This is a genomic window from Xanthomonas sp. F10, assembly GCF_014206815.1.
In the GTDB taxonomy this organism is placed as follows: Bacteria; Pseudomonadota; Gammaproteobacteria; order Xanthomonadales; family Xanthomonadaceae; genus Xanthomonas_A; species Xanthomonas_A indica.
Map to the genome: position 1 here is coordinate 1,918,039 of NZ_JACHNP010000001.1, position 19,428 is coordinate 1,937,466.

Annotated in this window: 18 protein-coding genes and 1 tRNA gene; 6 read left to right on the forward strand and 13 right to left on the reverse strand. The window is 70.8% G+C overall.

What is annotated here, in order from left to right; translation table 11 throughout:
• Position 1 precedes the first annotated feature (1 nt).
• Genes FHR56_RS08365 through FHR56_RS08385 form a run of 5 tightly spaced genes read right to left on the reverse strand, consistent with a single transcriptional unit; the run spans position 2 to position 4,550 of the window.
• Positions 2 to 907 (reverse strand): dihydrodipicolinate synthase family protein, encoded by a 906-nt coding sequence (locus tag FHR56_RS08365; RefSeq protein WP_160947072.1) that lies wholly within the window; start codon positions 905 to 907, stop codon positions 2 to 4.
• Positions 904 to 2,274, reverse strand: coding sequence for an FAD/NAD(P)-binding oxidoreductase (locus tag FHR56_RS08370; RefSeq protein WP_160947073.1), 1,371 nt, complete (start codon positions 2,272 to 2,274; stop codon positions 904 to 906). Before FHR56_RS08370 ends, FHR56_RS08365 begins: the two co-directional genes overlap by 4 nt.
• Positions 2,267 to 2,515 (reverse strand): (2Fe-2S)-binding protein, encoded by a 249-nt coding sequence (locus tag FHR56_RS08375; RefSeq protein ID WP_184502469.1) that lies wholly within the window; start codon positions 2,513 to 2,515, stop codon positions 2,267 to 2,269. The genes FHR56_RS08370 and FHR56_RS08375 overlap by 8 nt, the downstream gene beginning before the upstream one ends.
• A complete protein-coding gene (locus tag FHR56_RS08380; RefSeq protein WP_160947074.1) occupies positions 2,512 to 3,612 on the reverse strand; it encodes an FAD-dependent oxidoreductase in 1,101 nt (366 codons plus the stop codon). Before FHR56_RS08380 ends, FHR56_RS08375 begins: the two co-directional genes overlap by 4 nt.
• Positions 3,609 to 4,550: a 4-hydroxyproline epimerase gene (locus FHR56_RS08385; protein WP_160947075.1), complete on the reverse strand. Its 942-nt coding sequence runs from the start codon at positions 4,548 to 4,550 to the stop codon at positions 3,609 to 3,611. The genes FHR56_RS08380 and FHR56_RS08385 overlap by 4 nt, the downstream gene beginning before the upstream one ends.
• 182 nt (positions 4,551 to 4,732) lie before the next feature.
• Between FHR56_RS08385 and FHR56_RS08390 the strand changes: the two genes are divergently transcribed.
• The 4 genes from FHR56_RS08390 to FHR56_RS08405 all read left to right on the forward strand — a co-directional run bounded on the left by FHR56_RS08390 (position 4,733) and on the right by FHR56_RS08405 (position 8,852).
• Positions 4,733 to 5,440 (forward strand): AraC family transcriptional regulator, encoded by a 708-nt coding sequence (locus tag FHR56_RS08390; RefSeq protein ID WP_029562152.1) that lies wholly within the window; start codon positions 4,733 to 4,735, stop codon positions 5,438 to 5,440.
• A gap of 446 nt (positions 5,441 to 5,886) precedes the next feature.
• Entirely contained in the window at positions 5,887 to 7,257 is a 1,371-nt protein-coding gene (ftsY, locus tag FHR56_RS08395) for a signal recognition particle-docking protein FtsY (RefSeq protein ID WP_160947076.1), read from the forward strand.
• A gap of 213 nt (positions 7,258 to 7,470) precedes the next feature.
• On the forward strand, positions 7,471 to 8,532 hold the full coding sequence (gene mutY / locus FHR56_RS08400; protein ID WP_160947077.1) for an A/G-specific adenine glycosylase: 1,062 nt from the start codon (positions 7,471 to 7,473) through the stop codon (positions 8,530 to 8,532).
• A gap of 41 nt (positions 8,533 to 8,573) precedes the next feature.
• Positions 8,574 to 8,852, forward strand: coding sequence for an oxidative damage protection protein (locus tag FHR56_RS08405; RefSeq protein ID WP_160947078.1), 279 nt, complete (start codon positions 8,574 to 8,576; stop codon positions 8,850 to 8,852).
• A 315-nt stretch (positions 8,853 to 9,167) separates the two neighbouring features.
• Here the strand turns inward: FHR56_RS08405 and FHR56_RS08410 are convergent, their stop codons facing one another.
• The 3 genes from FHR56_RS08410 to FHR56_RS08420 all read right to left on the reverse strand — a co-directional run bounded on the left by FHR56_RS08410 (position 9,168) and on the right by FHR56_RS08420 (position 12,562).
• Complete coding sequence (locus FHR56_RS08410) at positions 9,168 to 9,626, reverse strand: DUF6491 family protein (protein ID WP_160947079.1); 459 nt, start codon at positions 9,624 to 9,626, stop codon at positions 9,168 to 9,170.
• 114 nt (positions 9,627 to 9,740) lie between these two features.
• Complete coding sequence (locus FHR56_RS08415; RefSeq protein ID WP_160947080.1) at positions 9,741 to 10,652, reverse strand: M48 family metallopeptidase; 912 nt, start codon at positions 10,650 to 10,652, stop codon at positions 9,741 to 9,743.
• Between the two features lie 56 nt (positions 10,653 to 10,708).
• Complete coding sequence (locus FHR56_RS08420; RefSeq protein WP_160947149.1) at positions 10,709 to 12,562, reverse strand: formylglycine-generating enzyme family protein; 1,854 nt, start codon at positions 12,560 to 12,562, stop codon at positions 10,709 to 10,711.
• Between the two features lie 152 nt (positions 12,563 to 12,714).
• On the opposite strand from FHR56_RS08420, the gene rnd reads away from it, so the two are divergent.
• Positions 12,715 to 13,800: a ribonuclease D gene (gene rnd, locus FHR56_RS08425; RefSeq protein WP_160947081.1), complete on the forward strand. Its 1,086-nt coding sequence runs from the start codon at positions 12,715 to 12,717 to the stop codon at positions 13,798 to 13,800.
• Positions 13,801 to 13,902: 102 nt separating this feature from the next.
• Here the strand turns inward: rnd and FHR56_RS08430 are convergent, their stop codons facing one another.
• Positions 13,903 to 14,310 (reverse strand): H-NS family nucleoid-associated regulatory protein, encoded by a 408-nt coding sequence (locus FHR56_RS08430; protein WP_019796325.1) that lies wholly within the window; start codon positions 14,308 to 14,310, stop codon positions 13,903 to 13,905.
• Positions 14,311 to 14,544: 234 nt separating this feature from the next.
• Here FHR56_RS08430 and FHR56_RS08435 point away from each other — a divergent pair.
• A tRNA-Ala gene (locus tag FHR56_RS08435) sits at positions 14,545 to 14,620 on the forward strand.
• Positions 14,621 to 14,844: 224 nt separating this feature from the next.
• On the opposite strand, the gene FHR56_RS08440 is transcribed toward FHR56_RS08435, so the two are convergent.
• From FHR56_RS08440 to FHR56_RS08455, 4 genes are all read right to left on the reverse strand, one after another.
• Entirely contained in the window at positions 14,845 to 15,027 is a 183-nt protein-coding gene (locus tag FHR56_RS08440; RefSeq protein WP_160947082.1) for a hypothetical protein, read from the reverse strand.
• Between the two features lie 84 nt (positions 15,028 to 15,111).
• The gene (locus FHR56_RS08445; protein WP_160947083.1) at positions 15,112 to 15,633 is read right to left on the reverse strand and encodes a chemotaxis protein CheW; all 522 of its coding nucleotides are present in this window, start codon (positions 15,631 to 15,633) and stop codon (positions 15,112 to 15,114) included.
• 11 nt (positions 15,634 to 15,644) lie between these two features.
• Complete coding sequence (locus FHR56_RS08450; RefSeq protein ID WP_160947084.1) at positions 15,645 to 17,327, reverse strand: CHASE3 domain-containing protein; 1,683 nt, start codon at positions 17,325 to 17,327, stop codon at positions 15,645 to 15,647.
• Positions 17,328 to 17,410: 83 nt separating this feature from the next.
• Complete coding sequence (locus FHR56_RS08455) at positions 17,411 to 19,075, reverse strand: methyl-accepting chemotaxis protein (RefSeq protein WP_160947085.1); 1,665 nt, start codon at positions 19,073 to 19,075, stop codon at positions 17,411 to 17,413.
• Positions 19,076 to 19,428 lie beyond the last annotated feature (353 nt).

A 19,428-nucleotide genomic window follows, 5' to 3' on the forward strand; every position in this document is an offset into this window, starting at 1 on the left:
CTCAGTGCCCGGGATGGGTGGCGATGGCGTGGTCGATGACCTTCAATGCAGCTTCGCGCTCGGCGCCTTCCAGCAACAGCCGCGGCGCGCGCACGCGCTCGCTGCCCAGGCCGACCTTCGCCTGCACCAGCTTGATCAACTGCACGAACTTGGGCACGGTGTCCAGGCGCAGCAGCGGCAGGAACCAGTCGTACAGCGCCTTGGCCGCCGGGTAGCCGCCGTCGCGGGCCAACTCGAACAGCTTCACCGACTCCTTCGGGTAGGCGTTGACCAGGCCGGCGATCCAGCCCTTGGCGCCCATGCTCAGGCCTTCGACGATCGCATCGTCCATGCCCACCAGCAGCACCAGGCGGTCGCCGAGCAGTTCGCCCAGCGCAGCGAAGCGGCGCACGTCGCCAGAGGACTCCTTCACCGCCTGCAGGTTCGGGAACTCGGCCGCCAGCTCGGCGATCTGCGCCGCGCTGAAATCGGTCTTGTAGGCGATCGGGTTGTTGTACAGGATCACCGGCAGGTCGGTGGCGCCGATCACCGCGCGCACGTGCGCGCCCATCTCGCGCCAGTCGGTGGAGTACACGTACGGCGGCAGCACCATCGCGCCGCCGCAGCCGACCTGCTTGGCCGCCTGCACCAGCCGCACCGCTTCGTCGGTGGACAGCGCGGCGATGCCCGGCACCACCGGGATGCGGCCGTCGACCGCCTGCACCAGGGTCTTGAGGATCGCCAGCTTGTCGTCGAAGCTCAGCGTGGCCGCCTCGCCCAGCGAACCCAGCGGCACGATCGCGGTGCAGCCGGCGTCGACCATGAGCTGCGCATGCTTGGCCAGGAACGCGTGGTCGATGCTGCCGTCGGCGTTGAACGGAGTGGTGATGGCCGGCAGCACGCCGTACCAGAAGGAAGCCTTGCTCATGGAAGTACACCTTGTGGAGAGTTGCGAAGGGATGCCGCGCGCGAAGGCGCGGCGCAAGCGGCGTCCGGACCCGGGTCCGGACAGGGATGGGCCAGCGCGTCCAGACGCGCCGGGAACAGCGGCGGCCGGCGGCCGTCGTCGGAGAAATCGGCGGGACGCGCGGCCAGGCCCAGTTCGGTGAGCGCGCTGCCGCAGATGCGGCCCTGGCACGCCCCCATGCCGCAGCGCGAGGCCAGCTTGGCGTCGCGCAGGTCGGCATGGCCTTGCAGCGCCGCCAGCGGCACGTCCTCGCAGCGGCACACCAGCGTGTCCGGCGCGGCCAGCGCGTGGATGCGGGGGTCCAGCGCGAACTGCCGCTGCAACAGCGCGGCGAAGGCGCGCGCGCGGCGTCGCTGCGGCTGCAGCGCCTGCGCATCTGCGTCCTGTCCGGCAGCCAGATGGCCGGCGATGGCGCCTTCCACCCGCGCGCAATCGCGCCCGCCGATGCCCAGCGCCTCGCCGGCGGCATACACACCGTCGACGCTGGTGCGCAGCTGCGCGTCCACCGCCACGCACGGATGCGCGCCGCTGCGGCCCAGGCGGCAGCCCAGCAATTGCGCCAGTTCCACGTTCGGCACCAGGCCGTAGCCCACGGACAATTGATCGCAGGCGAGACGGCGGCGGCCGCGCGGGCCGTCGAGTTCCACCTCCTGCACGCGGCCCTCGCCGTACGCGGCCAGCACCACGCTGCCGGCGTGGTAGCCGACCCCGGCCAGTTGCGTGCGCAGCGCCAGCGCCTGCAGCGCCTTGTCCGGCCAGCGCAGCGGCAACTGCGCGGCGAACGCGGCCAGCGCGCGCCACGGCGCCTGTTCGACGATGCCCAGCACCTGCGCGCCATGGCGCTGCAGCGTCGCCGCCGAGGCCAGCAGCAGCGGTCCGCTGCCGGCGACCAGCACGCGCCGCCCGGCCAGCGGCCAGCCCTGTTTGGCCAGCGCCTGCGCGCCGCCGGCGCCGGTCACCCCGGGCAGGGTCCAGCCCGGGAACGGCAACAGCAATTCGCGCGCGCCGGTGGCCAGCACCAGCGCGTCATAGCCCAGCCAGCGCGGGCCATCGGGACCGTCGGTGAGCAACCGCCGGTCCTGCGCCAGCAGCACCTGGGTCTGCGGCAGGAAGGTCACCGCACTGGCCGCCAGTTGCGCCAGCGCGCGCGCGGCCAGGCGCGGCGGCGGCTGCGCCACGTCATGGCGCCAGATCTGCCCGCCAGCACGCGCCTGCAGATCGACCAGGCCGACGCGGCGGCCATGCCCGGCCGCCGCCAGCGCCGCCGCCAGCCCGGCCGGGCCGGCGCCGATCACCAGGACCTCGTAGTGGGCGGACGGCTCAGCCATCGGTCCACACCTGCATGCCATCGCGCGCCGGGGTGATGCAGGCGCGCAACTGGCCGACGCGGTCGATGCGCACCCGGCACTCGGCGCACACGCCCATGCCGCACAGCGGCGCGCGCGGCTGGCCGCTGCGCGAGCGGCGGAAATGCGGGGCCACCTGCGCCACTGCCGCGGCCACGCTGCTGCCGTCGAGCACTTCGACGTCGCGGCCGTCGACCTGCAGGCGCAGCATCCGCGCGCTCATGCCAGCGCCCGCGCCGGCGCGTACGGCGCCGGGTCGATGGCCGCGGGCCGCTGCAGCAGTTGGTCCAGCAGCAGGCGCGCACTCCCCAGCGCGGTGGTCACGCCCAGGCCCTCGTGGCCGGCCGCGACCCACACGTCGCGCCGCTCCGGCACCGCGCCCAGATATGGGCGCCCGTCCGGCGTGGCCGGACGCAAGCCGGTCCACACCCGGATCGCCTGCAGTTGCCGCAGGCCCGGCAGGAACGCGAAGGCGCGCTCCAGCATCCGCTGCAGCATCGGCATCGACACCGTGCGGTCGGTGGCATCGAATTCGCGCGAGGAGCCGATCAGGATCTGCCCGGTCGGCCGCGGCTGCACGTTGAACGCCACGCTGCTGCCGTCGCTGCCGTGCGCGCTGTCGGCATAGCCCAGTTCCAGCAATTGATGGGCGACGAAGCCCGGATAACGGTCGGTGATCACCAACTGGCCCTTGCGCGCGCGCATCGGCAGTTCCGGCAGCAATTCCGGCAGGGCGCAGCCGGTGGCGACCAGCACCGGGCCATGCAGCGCGCTGCCGTCGTCCAGGCGCACGCCGGCATCGGCCAGCGCGGTGGCGCGGCGGCCGGCGTACAGCTGCGCGCCGGCGGCGCAGGCGCGCTCGGCCAGGTAGCGCGCCATCCGCGGCGGATACACCACCGCCTCGGCAGCCACGCGCATGCCGCCGGCCAGGCCGGGGACCAGCGCCGGCTCCAGTTGATACAGCCGCTGCGCATCGAGCGCTTCGGCGTGCACGCCGGCCGCGGCCAGGCGCTGGATCTTGGCCGGAATCCCGTCCAGTTCGCGCGCCTCGCGCGCCACCCACAGCGTGCCGCAGCGGCTGAACTCGGCCTCCGGCAGCGGCGCGAATTCTTCCCACAGGCGCAGCGAATAAGCCGACAGCGCCAGTTCCGCCGGATCGTCGTCCATCGCCACCAGGTGCCCCATCGCCGCGGCCGTGCTGCCGCCGCCGATACTGCCCGACTCGACGATCGCCACGCGCAGGCCGGCGGCCGCCGCCGCATCGGCGCAGGCCGCACCGACGATTCCGGCGCCGACGACGATCAGGTCGAAACCGCTCATGCGGCGCCGATGCCCCAGGCGAACGGATCCTGCGGATCGATCAGCAGATGCGCGCGCGCGGTGATGAAGGCCTGCCCGGTGATGCGCGGCATCACGCCGCGGGTGCCGGCCGCATAGCGGCCTTCGAACATGCTGCCGAGGATGCCCTGCTGGCGCCACACCTGGCCCGGCGCCAGCTTGCCGTCGGCGGCCAGGCACGCCAGCTTGGCGCTGGTGCCGGTGCCGCAGGGCGAACGGTCGTAGGCCAGGCCCGGGCACAGCACGAAGTTGCGTGCATCGGCGCTGGCGTCCGGCGCCGGCCCGTTGATCTCGATGTGGTCGATCTCGCCGCCGTCGGCGCCGCGGATGCCCGCCGCCTCCAGCGCCAGCCGCACCGCCTCGGTGTAGGCGGTCAGCGCGCGCTGGTGGCGCAGCTCTAGCGCGCACGGCGTCTGTTCGGTGATGAAGAACCAGTTGCCGCCCCAGGCCACGTCGCCGCGCACGCGCCCGTACTCGGGCACCTGCACTTCGACGCCGGTGGCATGGCGGTAGCTCTCGACGTTGTCGACCGAGACGCGGCCGTCGGCATGCAGCTCCACGCCGACCGTGCCCACCGGCGTCTCGATGCGGTGCGTGCCCGCGCTCAGCCGGCCCAGTTCGGCCAGCGTGCGCACCAGGCCGATGGTGCCGTGGCCGCACATGCCCAGGTAGCCGACGTTGTTGAAGAAGATCACTGCCGCACAGGCATCGGCGGCCACCGGCGGCAGCAGCAGCGCGCCGACCATGGTGTCCGAGCCGCGCGGCTCGCAGGCGATGGCGCTGCGCCAGCGGTCGAAGCGCGTGCGGAACAGTTCGCGGCGCTCGGCCAGGGAACCGGTTCCCAGATCGGGGAAGCCGGAGACGACGACACGGGTCGGTTCGCCGGCGCTGTGCGAGTCGATGACATCGAGTGTATGCATGGCGCCATGCTCACATTCGACACCGCCGCCGGCTAGCAGCGTTTGCCTGTCGCAAATGCGGAAATTCGCACAACCCGGCGACGCCCGGCGGCGCCCGGCGGCGCCGACTTAGGCTAGCATCGGCATTCAGGGGACGCGCGGCGGCGCGCCCGCACCGCCGCCCACTCCCGCAGGTGAACGCCATGGACACTCTCATTTCGGCACTGGAACTGCAGACGCTGTTCGACGCCTTGCCGGACGTGGTGTTCTTCGTGAAGGACCGCGACGGCCGCTACACCCACGTCAACCTGACCCTGGTGCGGCGACTGGGCAAGAAGTACCGCGCCGACCTGATCGGCAAGTCCGCCGCGGACGTGTTCCCGCTGCCGCTGGGCGGCAGCTACCTGATGCAGGACCGCCGCGTGCTGTGCGGCGAGGTGATCGAGAACCAGCTGGAAGTGCACCTGTTCCCGAACCGCACCCCGGGCTGGTGCCTGACCTTCAAGCGCCCGCTGTGCGAGGGCGAGGACGTGATCGGCGTGGTCGGCATCTCCCGCGACCTGGGCCAGCCGGACAGCCGCCACTCCGCCTACGAGCGCATCAGCCGCGCCATGGAGCACATGCAGGCGCATTACGGCGACAACCTGCGCGTGCAGACCCTGGCCGACCTGGCCGAGTTGTCGGTGGCGCAACTGGAACGGCACTTCCGCCGCGTGTTCCAGCTGACCCCGCAGCAGTTGCTGACCAAGATGCGCATCGAAGCGGCAATGCGCCTGCTGCACGGCGACGACAGCATCGCCAGCATCGGCCAACTGTGCGGCTTCGCCGACCAGAGCGCCTTCGCCCGCCAGTTCAAGGCCACCGTCGGCATGACCCCGCGCGACTACCGGTCGATGAAGGGCAAGCTGTGAAAGGCCGGGATTGGGGATTCGGGATTGGGGATTCGTTTTTGGCTGAATGCGGGCGTTGAGATCGCGGCGCTACGGACACAAGAGCCCCTCTCCCTCCGGGGCGAAAGGGCACGGCTTTCGCGCCACGGGCGCGCGTGCCCTTGAGCGCCCGCGCCGCAAGCGCGGGCCGGGGCGCGGAGCGGGGGTTGGGGTGAGGGTGCGGCGGAGCCATCACGTCGAAAAACCATGGCAATTCCGCACCTGCATCCTGCGACTGTGCTTCAGCGGGAATCCTCCTGTCGCGGCTGATCCCGCAAAGGGCCAGGAACCGGGCCTAGCGCGATACACGCATACGCAGTCGCGACGCCCGAAGTCCAACCCGCCAACCATCCCAGCTCGCCCCCCGCTGCACCGGCCGCTCAGGTCGCAAGTGGTAGCATTCTTCGTTTCCGGTCCACGCGTCATCCATGGTCAGCCTATTCCGCCGCAACAAGCCCCAGGACAACGCCGGCGAGAGCCGCACGCAGCGCTACAGCATCGAGGAACTGGCCGCCGCCTTCCCGAAGCCGGCAAGTGCCGAGCCCGCTGCGCCTGCGCCTTCAGCGCCGCCTGCCGCTGAGGCTGCGCCTGCCGCCGCTCCAGCACCCGCCGCCCCCGCGGAGCCGACGCCCGCGCCGGTCGCCGAACACCCCGTGCAGGCGCCGGCCCCGGTCGCTGTGCCGCAGCCACAAGCGACGCCGCTGCCGCCCGCAGCGCCCACACCGCCACCGCAGGCCTATGTGCCGGCCCCGGCCGCCGCGCCGGCACCGAGCGTGCCGACGCCAACGCCCGCCCCGGCCGCCCCGGCGCCGTCCACCGCGTCCGTGCCCGCAACCGACGCCGACCTGGTGCGCAGCGACGCGCTGCCTGCCGCCCCGGCGGGCAAGCCCGGCTGGCGCGAGCGCCTGCGCAACAGCAGCTTCGCGCGCAGCGTCGGCAGCCTGTTCTCGCGCAATCCCAAGCTCGACGACGACCTGCTCGACGAGATCGAGACCGCGCTGATCACCGCCGACGTCGGCATTCCCGCCACCACCGCGCTGATCGAGAGCCTGCGCAAGCGCATGAAGGCGCGCGAGTTCGCCGACGCCAGGGCGCTGCAACAGGCGCTGCGCGCCGACCTGCTGGCGATCCTACAACCGGTGGCCAAGCCGCTGCAGATCGACCGCAACGCCAAGCCCTTCGTGGTGCTGACCGTCGGCGTCAACGGCGTCGGCAAGACCACCACCATCGGCAAGCTGGCCAAGCGCTTCAAGGACGAGGGCCACAGCCTGATGCTGGCCGCCGGCGACACCTTCCGCGCCGCGGCGGTGGCGCAGTTGCAGGCCTGGGGCGAACGCAACGGGGTGAGCGTGATCGCGCAGGGCCAGAACGCCGACGCCGCCTCGGTGGCGTTCGATGCGCTGCAGGCCGGCAAGGCGCGCGGCACCGAGGTGCTGATCGCCGACACTGCCGGCCGCCTGCACACCCAGACCGGGCTGATGAACGAACTGGGCAAGATCCGCCGCGTGCTCGGCAAGCTCGACCCCAGCGCCCCGCACGAAGTGCTGATGGTCATCGACGGCACCACCGGCCAGAACGCGCTGTCTCAGTTGCGCCAGTTCCACGCCGCGGTCGGCGTCACCGGCCTGGTGGTGACCAAGCTCGACGGCACCGCCAAGGGCGGCGTGGTGTTCGCCCTGGCCCGCGAGTTCGGCATCCCGATCCGCTTCGCCGGCATCGGCGAACGCCCCGAAGACCTGCGCGTGTTCGACGCCGAGGCCTTCGTCGACGCGTTGCTGCCCGACGCCCTGGGCGCGTAACGCCTAAGCCCCTCTCCTCCGGGAGAGGGGTTGGGGTGAGGGTGCGGCGGAGCTCGCCAGGCCGGCACTGGCGGTACTCCAACCGCACCAGGGTTCGCCCGCACCCTCATCCGCCCCTGCGGGGCACCTTCTCCCGGCGGGAGAAGGAACAGCAGAGCCGCTCATCCGCTCCCCTCCCGCTCCTTCTCAGGCGAGAAGGACACTGAAGCCAGCATGCGCCAACCCTCCGACACCTTCCCCGCCCGCCTGCTCGGCTGGTTCGATCGCCACGGGCGCCACGACCTGCCCTGGCAGCATCCGCGCAGTCCGTACCGGGTGTGGCTGTCGGAAATCATGCTGCAGCAGACCCAGGTGGCGGTGGTCATCCCCTACTTCCAGCGCTTCCTGCAGCACTTCCCGACCCTGCCCGACCTGGCCGCCGCCGACAACGACGCGGTCATGGCGCAATGGGCCGGGCTGGGCTACTACGCCCGCGCGCGCAACCTGCATGCCGCCGCCAAGCGCTGCGTGGAATTGCACGGCGGCGAGTTGCCACGCGATTTCCAGGCCCTGCATGCACTGCCCGGCATCGGCCGCAGCACCGCCGGCGCGATCCTCAGCCAGGCCTGGAACGACCGCTTCCCGATCCTCGACGGCAACGTCAAACGCGTGCTGACCCGCTACCACGGCATCGCCGGCTACCCCGGCCTGCCGGCAGTGGAAAAGCCGCTGTGGGCACTTGCGCATTCGCACGTGGACGTGGTGCCCGACGGACGCATGGCCGACTACACCCAGGCGCAGATGGATTTCGGCGCCACCCTGTGCACCCGCGCCAACCCGGCCTGCGTGCTGTGCCCGTTGCAGGACGACTGCATGGCGCGCCGCGACGGCCTGGTCGAGGCGCTGCCCACGCCCAAGCCGGGCAAGACCCTGCCCGAGCGCGAAGCACTGGCGCTGTTGCTGGAGAACGCCGCAGGCGAGTTGCTGCTGCAGCGACGTCCGCCGACCGGCATCTGGGCCTCGCTGTGGACCTTGCCGCAGGCCGACACCGACAGCGAGCTGCGCGCCTGGTACGCGCGCTGGATGCGCGGGCGCGACTACGAAGATGCCGAAGCGTTGCCGCCGATCGTGCACACCTTCAGCCATTACCGCCTGCATCTGCAGCCGCTGCGCCTGCGCAAGGTCGCCATGGGCGATGCGCTGGGCGACAATGACGACCTGCGCTGGGTGGCGCGCGCCGACCTGTCGACGCTGGGCCTGCCCGCACCGATCCGCAAACTGCTCGACGGCCTCTAGCGCGCACGCGCGCGGCGTCGCGCGCATCGCCAGGAATTGCCATGTCCCGCACCGTCTTCTGCCAATACCAGCAACGCGACGCCGAAGGGCTCGATTACGTGCCGTATCCCGGCGAGCTCGGCAAGCGCGTGTTCGCGCACATCGGCAAGGCCGGCTGGCAGGCGTGGCTGGCGCACCAGACCATGCTGATCAACGAGAACCGGTTGTCGCCGCGCGACCCCAAGCACCGCGCGTTCCTGGAAACCGAACTGGAGAAGTTCCTGTTCCAGGGCGGCGCCGACAAGCCCGAAGGCTACGTGGCGCCCGACCAGGCGCCCTGAGCGGCGCCGCGGCGTCACGCGCACGCACCGACGCTCAGACACCGCCAAGCGCCTGCTTTCGTCGCGCCTCACCCGATCTCGTAGGAGCGGCTTCAGCCGCGACAGGGCCTTACCGGGAACGCCCGTCGCGGCGGAAGCCGCTCCTACGCGTGCACCCTGCGGCTATCAGGCCTTGCCGCACTCCGCATTGCTGCTGCAGCCAACGCAACAGGTTCCACTCCCGCAGCCCGGGGAGCGACGGCGTGACATCACACTAGCCGCACCACCGCCCAGCCGCCGCCTCCCGAATCCCGAATCCCAAATCCCGGCACTGCATCAGCCCCCAGGCACCTGCTGCGCCCGCTCCTGCACCTTGGCCTCGCGCAGTTCCTTCTCCGAGCTGCGCAGCGCCTTGACGTCGAGCGGCCGGATGCTGTCGATGCGGCACGGCAGGCGAATCGCGCCGGGGCCGCCGCCGAGCACCAGCACGTCGTCGAACTTCGCCGAGACCTGGCTGCCGAAATGGGTGATGGCGATGCTGGGGGCGAAATCCAGGTCCTGGCAGGGGCCGGCGAATTCCAGCAGGTAGGCCTGGTTCGGACGCGTCCACACCGCCAGCGCGCTGTCGCCGAGCGCGGTCCAGCCGCTGAGCTCGTTGAAGTACTGGAAGTCGCGCACCGGTGCGCCGGCGTGGGTCCGGTACAGGGTCAGGCGCTCGTCGTCGCTGAGCCGGTTGGTGGCGCAGCCGCCCAGCACGGCCGTGGCGACGAGAGAGGACAGCAGCAGGCGTTTCATGGCAATGCTCCTGATGGTGTGGAGCGCATCATGCGCCCGCCGCCGTGCACGCGCGCGTGGAGCCGCGCGCGGCGTTCAGCGACAAGGCAGTCACGCGCCGGCAGGCGCGCACCGTCACTGCGCGGTGCCGCGCGCCGATTCGCAGAAGCGTTGCCGGTACTCCAGCGCCTTCGGCATCAGCGCCTGCAGGTTCTGGATGCGGGTGCCCGGATTGGGATGGGTGGAGGCGAACTCCGGCGGCGCCTGGCCGGCACTGCTGGCGCTCATCCGCTGCCACAGCGGCACCGCTTCGCGCGGGTCGAAACAGGCCGCGGCGGCCAGCATCAGGCCCACCTCGTCGGCCTGGGTCTCGTGGCTGCGCGCGTACGGCAGCAGATAGCCGTAGCCCATCGCCGCCATCGCCATCTGCTGCTGTTGCGGATCCAGGCCGCCGGCGGCGCCGGCCATCTGCCCGATCTGGGTCAGCTTCTGCTGGGCCATGCGCTGCGCGCCATGCCGCAGCAGCGCATGCGCGATCTCGTGGCCCATCACCACCGCCATCGCGTCGGCATTGCCGGCGACCGGGAACAGGCCGGTGTAGACCGCCATCTTGCCGCCAGGCAGGCAGAACGCGTTGGCCTGCTCGGATGGAATCACGTTGACGTCCCAGTCGAAGCTGCGCGCGTCGTGCCTTGCCTGCATGCCGTGTTCGGCAGCCAGTGCGTCCTCGACCACGTCGACCTTGGCGATCAGCCGCTGCGCGATCGCGCGCACCTGCTGCGCCTGCGGCGCCTGCGGGTCCAGCGGCCGTTCCTGCGCCAGGATCTCGCGGTAGGCCTGCAGGCCCAGCGCCTTTTCGTCCTCCACGTTCAACGAGCGGTCGATCAGCACCTGCTCGCCGGTATACGGATCCTCGCTGCGGTTGGAGAACCAGTAGTACCCGGCATAGACCGCGAAGCCGAGCAGCACCAGCCAGCGCACCCCGCCCAGCGGCCCACGGCGGCCGCCGCCCGGTTCGCCGCCCTGGCGGCCGAAGACCTCGTTCATCCCGCTCCCCTCGCTGATTGGTGACGCAATGTAGAACCGGCGCCGACCAGGCCGCGTCAAATGCCGCGCACCAGGCGGAACCCGATGCGGGCGCTGGTGCTGTCCGAATCCTGCATCAGCCGCCAGGCCGCGCGGGTCTGCTCGGGCGCATTGGCCCAGTTGCCGCCGCGCACCACCCGCGAGCGGCAGCCCGGGTTGTACCAGGCCGCGCCATCGGCCGGCGCGCGGCGGTAGCTGGCATGCCAGCAGTCGGCGACCCACTCGCTGAGGTTGCCGGCCATGTCGTGCAGGCCCCAGGCGTTGGCGGAAAAACTGGCGACCGGGGCCGGGCCCCAGAATCCGTCGGTGTAGCCGACGAAGGCGTTGCGCCAGTGCCGGCCGCTGGGCGAGACGTCGCCGCCGCCGGTGAAGTTGCCGCTGCCGCGCGGCGGCGTGCCGGCGTTGCCCCAGGGGTAGCGGCCGCGGCTGCCGGCGCGCAGGGCGTATTCGAACTCGGCCTCGCTGGGCAACCGGTAGTGCCGCCCGGTCTGCTGCGACAGCCACGCCGCATAGGCTTCGGCGTCGCGCACGCTGACGTGCATCACCGGGCTGTTCGGCGCCGCGCGCGCGCCCTGGTAATCGGACTGCCAGTCCACGCCGTTGCGGCGCACGAAGTTGCCGCTGCGCTCGTCGTAGACGGTGGAGTGGCCGCGCCGGGTGGCGCGCGGACGCGCATTGGTGGCCTCCACGAAGCGGCGGAACTCGGCCACGGTGACCTCGGTGATCGACATCGCGAAGCCGCGGTCGAAGCGCACGTAGTGCTGCGGCATCTCCGCCGGCGAGGCGCCGGGTTCGCTCTCGGCCGCGCCCATGCGGAAGCCGCCATGCGGCACCACGATCATCTGCGGGCCGCGCCCGCCGTCGCGCATGCCGTCGGTGAACACCTGGCCGGGGCGGAAACTGCCGTAGTGCGTTGCCAGGTCGATGCGTTCGCGCAGCATCGCCGCCACCGGATCGCCGGGATCGGCGATGCGCAGCACGTCGCCCAGGCGTTCGCGCGCCGACTTCAATCCGGCCGGCGTGGCCAGATCGCGCAGGCCGGCATCGCGCAAGGCGGCGATGCGCGCCACCCGCACCTGCTCCACGCGCACGCGCGCGTCGCGCACCGTGGCCGCGTCCTCGCGCACCCGCGCCGCGCGCGCCAGCCAGCTGCCGGCGGCGGCGAAATCCGAGGCCGCCGCAGCCGCCTCGGCGCGGCGGATCAGCGCGCTCTCCACCGCCGCCACGCCCTGCCGCGCGCGCGCATCGTCGGCATCCAGCAGCAGCGCCTCGCGGAAATTGGCCAGGGCGCCGTTGCCGTCCTCGCCCAGGCGGCCACCACGCAGGTCGTCCTCGCCGGCGCGGTTGTAGGCCAGCACCCGCGAGGCGGTCTCCACCCGCTGCTGCAGGCGCCGCACCCCCGGGTCCTCGGCATCCAGCCACAACGCCACCATCGCGATGCGCGCAGCCTGTTCGAGCGTGCGCTCGGAAAGATCCGGGTCGCGCAGCGCCTGCGCGCCGAGCTGCAGCAGACGCCGCCGCGCCTTGCGCAGGCCGTCCTGGGCGATGCGATCGTTGGGTGCCAGGCTGCGGATCGCCAGGTACAGCGGAATCGCCGACTGCGCGTCCTCGAACAGGCGATCCTCGGCCAGCGCGCGCGCCGCCTCGCGTCGCGCCTGCGGCAGGCCGCTGCGGGTCAAGGTCGGCAACGGCGGCTGCCAGCGCGCCACGGTCTCGGCCGCGTCCTCGCCGCCGATGGTCACGCTGGGCGCCTGCACCGGCCGGGCCGGCGGCGACCGCGCCGGCGCGGCCGCCGCGGCGCGCGCAGGCGCGGGATCGGCGGCCGGCGCCGGCGGCTGCCGCGCACAGCCGACCAGCGCCGCCGCAAGCATGCTCCAGACCATCACAACGCCGCTGCTGCGCACCTTTCCTCCGAACATGGCCCTAGGGCGACGCCGTCCCGCCCGGCGCGCCGTGCGGCCGGCGGAGCGACGTTAGGCTATTCTCGCCTGCCTGAGCAAACCCTGCAGTCAACGGAAATCACGTGCCTTATTGGATCAAGCAACCCGCCGAGCTGAGCGAACGGCTGGCGCAGCGGCCGGCCCGCATCGGCCTGGATACCGAATTCGTCCGCGAGCGGACTTACTGGCCGCAACTGGCGCTGGTGCAGATGGCGGTAGGCGACGAAATCCTGCTGATCGACCCGCTGATCCCGGGCATGCCGCAGGCGCTGGCGCCGTGGCTGAGCGACCCGGGCATCCTCAAGATCATGCACAGCGCCAGCGAAGACCTGGTCGCCTTCAAGTGCGCCTGCGGCACCCTGCCGCGGCCACTGTTCGACACCCAGATCGCCGCCGGCCTGGCCGGTCTGGGCGCCGGCATGGGCTACCAGAAGCTGGTGCTGGAAATCACTGGCGTGCACCTGGCCAAGGGCGAAACCCGCTCGGACTGGCTGCGCCGCCCGCTGTCGCCGGCGCAGCTGGAATACGCCGCCGACGACGTGCGTCATCTGTTCGCGTTGCACGACGCGCTGCAAGCGCGCTTGCAGACCCTGGAGCGCAGCGACTGGCTGCACGAGGACGGCGAACGCCTGCTCGGCACCGTCGAGCACGACGACGGCGAACGCTGGCCGCACCTGGGCATGCGCGCGGCGCAATTCATGGACCGCCCCGCGCAACTGCGCCTGCTGCGCCTGTTGCGCTGGCGCGACGCGCAGGCCCGGCACAGCGACAAGCCGCGCAGTTGGATCCTGGACAACGAACTGGCCGCCACCCTGGCGCGGTTCCCGCCGCAGGACCCGCCGGCCATGCTGGCCCTGTTCGACAAGCACCCCAAGGCGCCGCGCAAGCTCAGCGATGCGCTGTGGCAGGCGCTGACCACGCCGCTGGCCGACGAGGCCGACGCGCCGCAGGCGCTGGCCGCCAGCGACGACAACAAGGCGGCGCTGAAGCGGCTGCAGGACGCGGTGGCCGCACGCAGCGCCGAACTCGGCCTGCCCGACGGCCTGCTGGCCTCGCGCAAGCACCTGGAAGCGCTGCTGGAAAGCGCGCAATGGCCACAGCCATTGGCGGGCTGGCGCCGGCGCGAACTGGAACCGCGGCTGCAGCCGCTGCTGGCCGGCACGCGTTGAGCGGTGCGGCCGAGCCCGGCCGCGATCGCGCCATCACGTGCCACGTCGCCCGGCGCATCGGGCATAAAAAAGGCCAGGAGATCCTGGCCTTTTTTCGTCAGCTCAATACTTGAAGAGCGGGAACTTCAGATCCGGATGGCGCGCCTTCCATTCGTTGTAGGCGGCGGTGCCTTCCCAGGCGGCGAACGCCTTCGGCGTGCGGCCGCGGCCGGACCAGGTTTCGCCGGTATGCGGCAACTGGTACTTCGGCTTGACCTCGCTGCGGCCGCCGGCGGCGGACTTGCTGCTGGCCGGCTTGGACGCCGCGCTGGTCACGTAGGCGGCGATCTCGTTGCGCTGCTTGGCGCTGAAGAACTCGGCGAACTGTTCCAGCAGCGACAGCACGTTGGCATGCGCCGCATTGGTTTCGCCCTCGCGCGCCTGCCGCTCCTGCTCTTCCAGCTTGCGCATTTCTTCCTGCAGCTTGGCCTTGGCTTCGGCGATCTGTTGCAAGTTGCGAACTTCCGTCATGTGTAAAAGACCCGTCTTTAGTAAAAGGTGTGGAGCGGACGGCATTATTTCGTCCGGAACGAAATCACCGCGGGAGATTTCGGCCGCCGAGTATATCCACTCCATGCGCGCGCTGTAGACAGCATGCTGAGTGCGTTTGCGCGGGTCCCGAGCGGCCCCCGCCCCGGCGCCGCGGATGTTGCATTGCCCCCTTGGCATGCGGCCCCATGCCCAGTTACACTACGCGTCTGATGTGGGGCGGTAGCTCAGCTGGGAGAGCGTCGCGTTCGCAATGCGAAGGTCGAGGGTTCGATCCCCTTCCGCTCCACCATCTTTCCGTCTTCGACGGTGCAACAAGGCCAGACAGCCACCAGGCTCTCTGGCCTTTTTGTTGGCCGGTATTGGCTGTCTGCCGATCCTGGCGCTGACCGCGCTCGCTCACGCCGATCCTTCATGCGAGGCGCGACCGGCGATGGCGCGCCCCGGGCCCTCGGCCTTCTCACTAAAGCAAAGCGGCGGGATGCCGACGCGCTGCGCCCCCCGCCGCTTGCTCGATCAGCCGTTGTCGTCCTGCGCGGCCTGGTCCTGGCCGGAGCGCGGGCCGCGCTCGTGCGCCTCGCGCAGCTTCTGGTCTTCCAGGCCGGGCCGCTGCTTGGCGGTGTCGTCCTGGGCACGGTCCTGCTGGCCCTCGTGGATGCCCTGCTGCTTGCCGGACTGGGTGGTCTCGTCTTTTGCCATGGTCTGCACCTCGCTGGGGCGGATGCCCCTCCGCTGCCACCCTAGCGAGACCGCCGTGATGCACCGATCACGGCGTGCCGGGCGTCACGCCGCCAGCGCCGGCGCGCCGGCCTCGGCGATGTCGTCGCTGCGCAGCAGCCGCGCGCGGTCCAGCAGGATCACCAGCCGATCCTCCAGCTTGCCCATGCCTTGCAGCAGGTCGCGGCGGATATCGCTGCCGAAGGCCGGCGGCGCCTCGATCTGCTGCGGCGGCAGTTCCAGCACCTCGTTGACCGCGTCCACCAGCAGGCCGAAGGACTGCGCGCCGCCGCCCTCGTCGGTGGCGGCGGTGGCGATGACGATGCAGCTGCGCCGGGTGACCTGGCTGGGCGCGCGGCCGAGCCGCGACTGCAGGTCCACCACCGGCACCACCGCACCGCGCAGGTTGATCACCCCGCGCACGCAGGCCGGCATGGTCGGCACCGGGGTGGGCGCGCGGTACTCGATGATCTCGTGGATGCCGGCGATGTTGAGCCCGAACAGTTCGCGATCCAGCTGGAAGGTCAGGAACTGCCAGCTGCTATGCGGTGTGTCTCCGGCCGCGGTCTCGTAGCGATCGTTGTGCATGATCTTCCCCTTCAGAAGTTGACGAACTGGCCTTCGTCCGGCGCATCCGCCAGCGCGTAGGCCGGAACCTGGCGTGCCCGCGGGCGCAGGCCCTTGCCGGCGCTGCGCACGGGCCGCGTGGCCGCCGGCCTCGGCGCCACCGGTGCGGCGCGGCGTGGCGCGCCCAGTTCCTGTTCGCGGTTGAGGCGGAAGAAGCCCATCGCCTGTTGCAGCGATTCGGCCTGGGTGCTCATCTGCTCGGCGGTGGCCGCCAGTTGCTCGGAGGCCGCCGCGTTCTGCTGCGTGGCCTGGCTGAGCTGGGCCACCGCCAGGTTGATCTGGGTGACGCCGGAGGACTGCTCCTGCGAGGCCGATGCGATCTCCTGCACCAGATCCGAGGTCTTCTTGATGCTGGGCACGATGGTGCCGAGCAGGTTGCCGGCACGATCGGCCAGGCCGACGCTGCTGGCGGCGACCTCGCCGATCTCCTGCGCCGCCACCTGGCTGCGCTCGGCCAGCTTGCGCACTTCCGCCGCCACCACGGCGAAGCCCTTGCCGTGCTCGCCGGCACGCGCGGCCTCGATCGCCGCATTCAGCGCCAACAGGTTGGTCTGGTAGGCGATGTCGTCGATGATGCCGATCTTCTGTGCGATCTGCTTCATCGCGTGGGTCGAAGCCAGTACCGCTTCGCCGCCCTCCACCGCTTCCTTGGCCGCCTGCGCCGACATGCCTTCGGTGACCTTGGCGTTGTCGGTGTTCTGCGCGATGGACGCGGTCATCTGCTCCAGCGAGGCGCTGGTCTCCTCCACGCCGGAGGCCTGTTCGGTGGCGGCCTGGCTCAGCGACTGCGCGGTGGCGCTGACTTCCTCGGACGAACCGGCCAGCGACTGCGCGCTGGCGTTGACCTCGCCCACCACCTCCGCCAGCCGCTCGACCATCGCCTGCAGCGCCACCATCGCGCTGGTGCTGTCGTTGGGACGGGTCGGCACCTGCACGGTGAGATCGCCACGCGCGATCCGCGAAGCGACTTCCATCACCGTGCTCGGCTCGCCGCCGAGTTCGCTCATCAGCGAACGCGCGATCAGGAACCCGATCACCGACGCGCACAGCGCCGCGACCAGGCTGCCGACGATCAGGGTGAGGTTGGTGCGCTGCTGCAGCTGCTCGGCCTCGGCGGCGCGCACCGCCAGCAAGTCGCTCTCGGCGCGGCGCACTTCGGCCATGCGGTCGCGCATCGCATCCATGTAGGCCTTGCCCTTGGAGGCGCGTACCGAGGCGGCCAGCGCTTCCATCGTCGCCTGACCCTCGTTGACGTTCTTGCGCAGCGCGATCTGCGGATGCACCGCCTGGCTGAGCCATTGCGCCTGGGTCTGCTTCAGCGCGTTCAGGCGCTCCTGCTGCTTGGGATTGTCCGCGGTCAGTTCCTGCGCCGTGCGCAGGTGGCTGTCGAAGCTGGCGACGCCGTCGCGGTAAGGCTGCAGGAAGGCGTCCTCGCCCGTCAGCGAGAAGCCGCGCGTACCGGTCTCGATGTTGATCAGGCTGCTGAGCGCGGCATCGACTTCGGCGATCACCTTGTAGGTGTGGGTATTCCAGTAATTGGCCTGCGACAACGCGGACACGTTGAAGTAGGCCACGCCGGCCAGGGCCAGCAGGATGCACAGGACCACGGCGAAACCGCCGTAGAGTTTGGTTGCGATTTTGAGATTCTTCAGCACGGCACTCTCCCGACGATGGGGCAGTTGTGACAACGACGGCGACACGGAACTGGCGGCGCGACACGCGCCGCCGGGTAAATGGATCAGGCGTGGCCCAGCAGCGCTTCGCTGCGGTCGCGATTGCCTGCGCCTGGGCGGCGCGCGGCCGCAGATGGCGCGCGCGCCGACCAGCGCGCGCCGGCCGCACGCAGCGGCGCCGCCTCGCTTTCGTCCAGCACGTGCGTGGCGCGGCGCGTGGCGGCGGACAGCTGGAAGAAGGCCATGCTCTCCTGCAACTGCACGGCCTGCGTGCTCATCGATTCGGCGGTGGCCGCCAGCTCTTCGGAGGCGGTGGCGTTCTGCTGGGTGATCTGGCTCAGCTGCACCACCGCCGCATTGATCTGGGTGACGCCGGAGGACTGCTCCTGCGAGGCGGCGGTGATCTCCTGCACCAGGTCCGAGGTCTTCTTGATGCTGGGCACGATGGTTTCCAGCAGTTGCCCGGCGCGCTCGGCCAGTTCCACGCTGGAACCGGCGACCTCGCCGATCTCCTGCGCGGCCACCTGGCTGCGCTCGGCCAGCTTGCGCACTTCCGCCGCCACCACCGCGAAGCCCTTGCCATGCTCGCCGGCGCGCGCGGCTTCGATCGCCGCGTTCAAGGCCAGCAGGTTGGTCTGGTAGGCGATGTCGTCGATGATGCCGATCTTGTGCGCGATCTGCTTCATCGCCGCCACCGTGGCCACCACCGCCTCGCCGCCCTCCAGGGTCTCGCGGGCCGCCTGCGCGGCCATGCCGTCGGTGATCTTGGCGTTATCGGTGTTCTGCGCGATGGACGCGGTCATCTGCTCCAGCGACGCGCTGGTCTCCTCCACGCCGGCGGCCTGCTCGGTCGAGGCCTGGCTCAACGACTGCGCGGTGGCGCTGACTTCTTCCGACGCGCCAGCCAGGCTCTGCGCACTGGCATTGACCTCGCCGACCACCTGCTGCAGCTTGCCGACCATGCGCTGCATCGCCAACAGCAACTGCGCGGTCTCGTCGCGGCCGCGTACGTCGATCGACATGCTCAGGTCGCCCTCGGACAGCGCATTGGCCACGCTGACCGCCTTGCCGATCGGCCGGGTCACGCTGCGACTGATGAACACGCCCAGGCCCACGCCGAGCAGCACGCCGCCGATCACGATGGCGAGCATGGTGCGGGTGCTGCTGGCGTAGATCTCGTCGGTGGCGTCGTTGGCCTTGGACGCATTCGCTTCCTTGATCTCGCTCAGCTCGGACATCAGCGCATCCAGTTCGTCGGAGCTGCTGCGCACGCTCTTGGACAATGCGGCCAGCTGCGGATTGCCTTCCGGCAGCGGCTCGCGCATCACCGAGTCGACGAACTGGCCGCGTCGCTCCAGATAGGTCTTCCACACCTGGTCGAAGCGGGCCAGCTTGGCCAGCGTGTCCGGGTCGTCGAAGGAGGCCCTGGCCTTGTCCATGTGCTCGACCACCTTGGTGGTGTACTTGTCGAGGCTCGCGACATGCTTGGCACGGTCTTCCGCCGTGCTGGCCAACTGCAGGTTGGCGCGCGAACGGCCGGCGTTGATCAGGTTGATGTTGGCCTCTTTCAGGTGCGACAGGCCGAGCAACTCGCGTTCGTACAGCACCGTGGCGTAGTCGTTGATGCGGCCCGAGTTGCGGATGCCGACCCAGCCGATGCAGGCGCCGATCGCCGCCACGATCAGGAACGCCGCCGTCAACCTGACCCCGATTTTCATATTGCCCAACATGGTGTGTACCCCGATTTGTGTGTGTCCGCATGCGCCGGGCGATGCATCCGGCTGCGTTTCGCGGCGCCTCGCGGAGCAGTCCCGCTCGCCAGGTCGCGAGGGGAACGCTGCGCTGCAACGTCATGCGTGAGGGCTATCGGCGCAATTGAGGACGCCTTTAAATCGCGTGAAAACTGCGGAATCCCGCATAACGCAGGTGGTTTCGCGACATTCGTGAATGCGCAACGAACCTTGCGCCACGGCACTCGACACAGAAAAGAGAACACGAGGGCCGCTCGTCGCCGATGCCGCACTTGTTCTGCAATGGCAGATCCCCCCGGTTTTGCACCGAGGCCAAAGTGGGATACCAACCC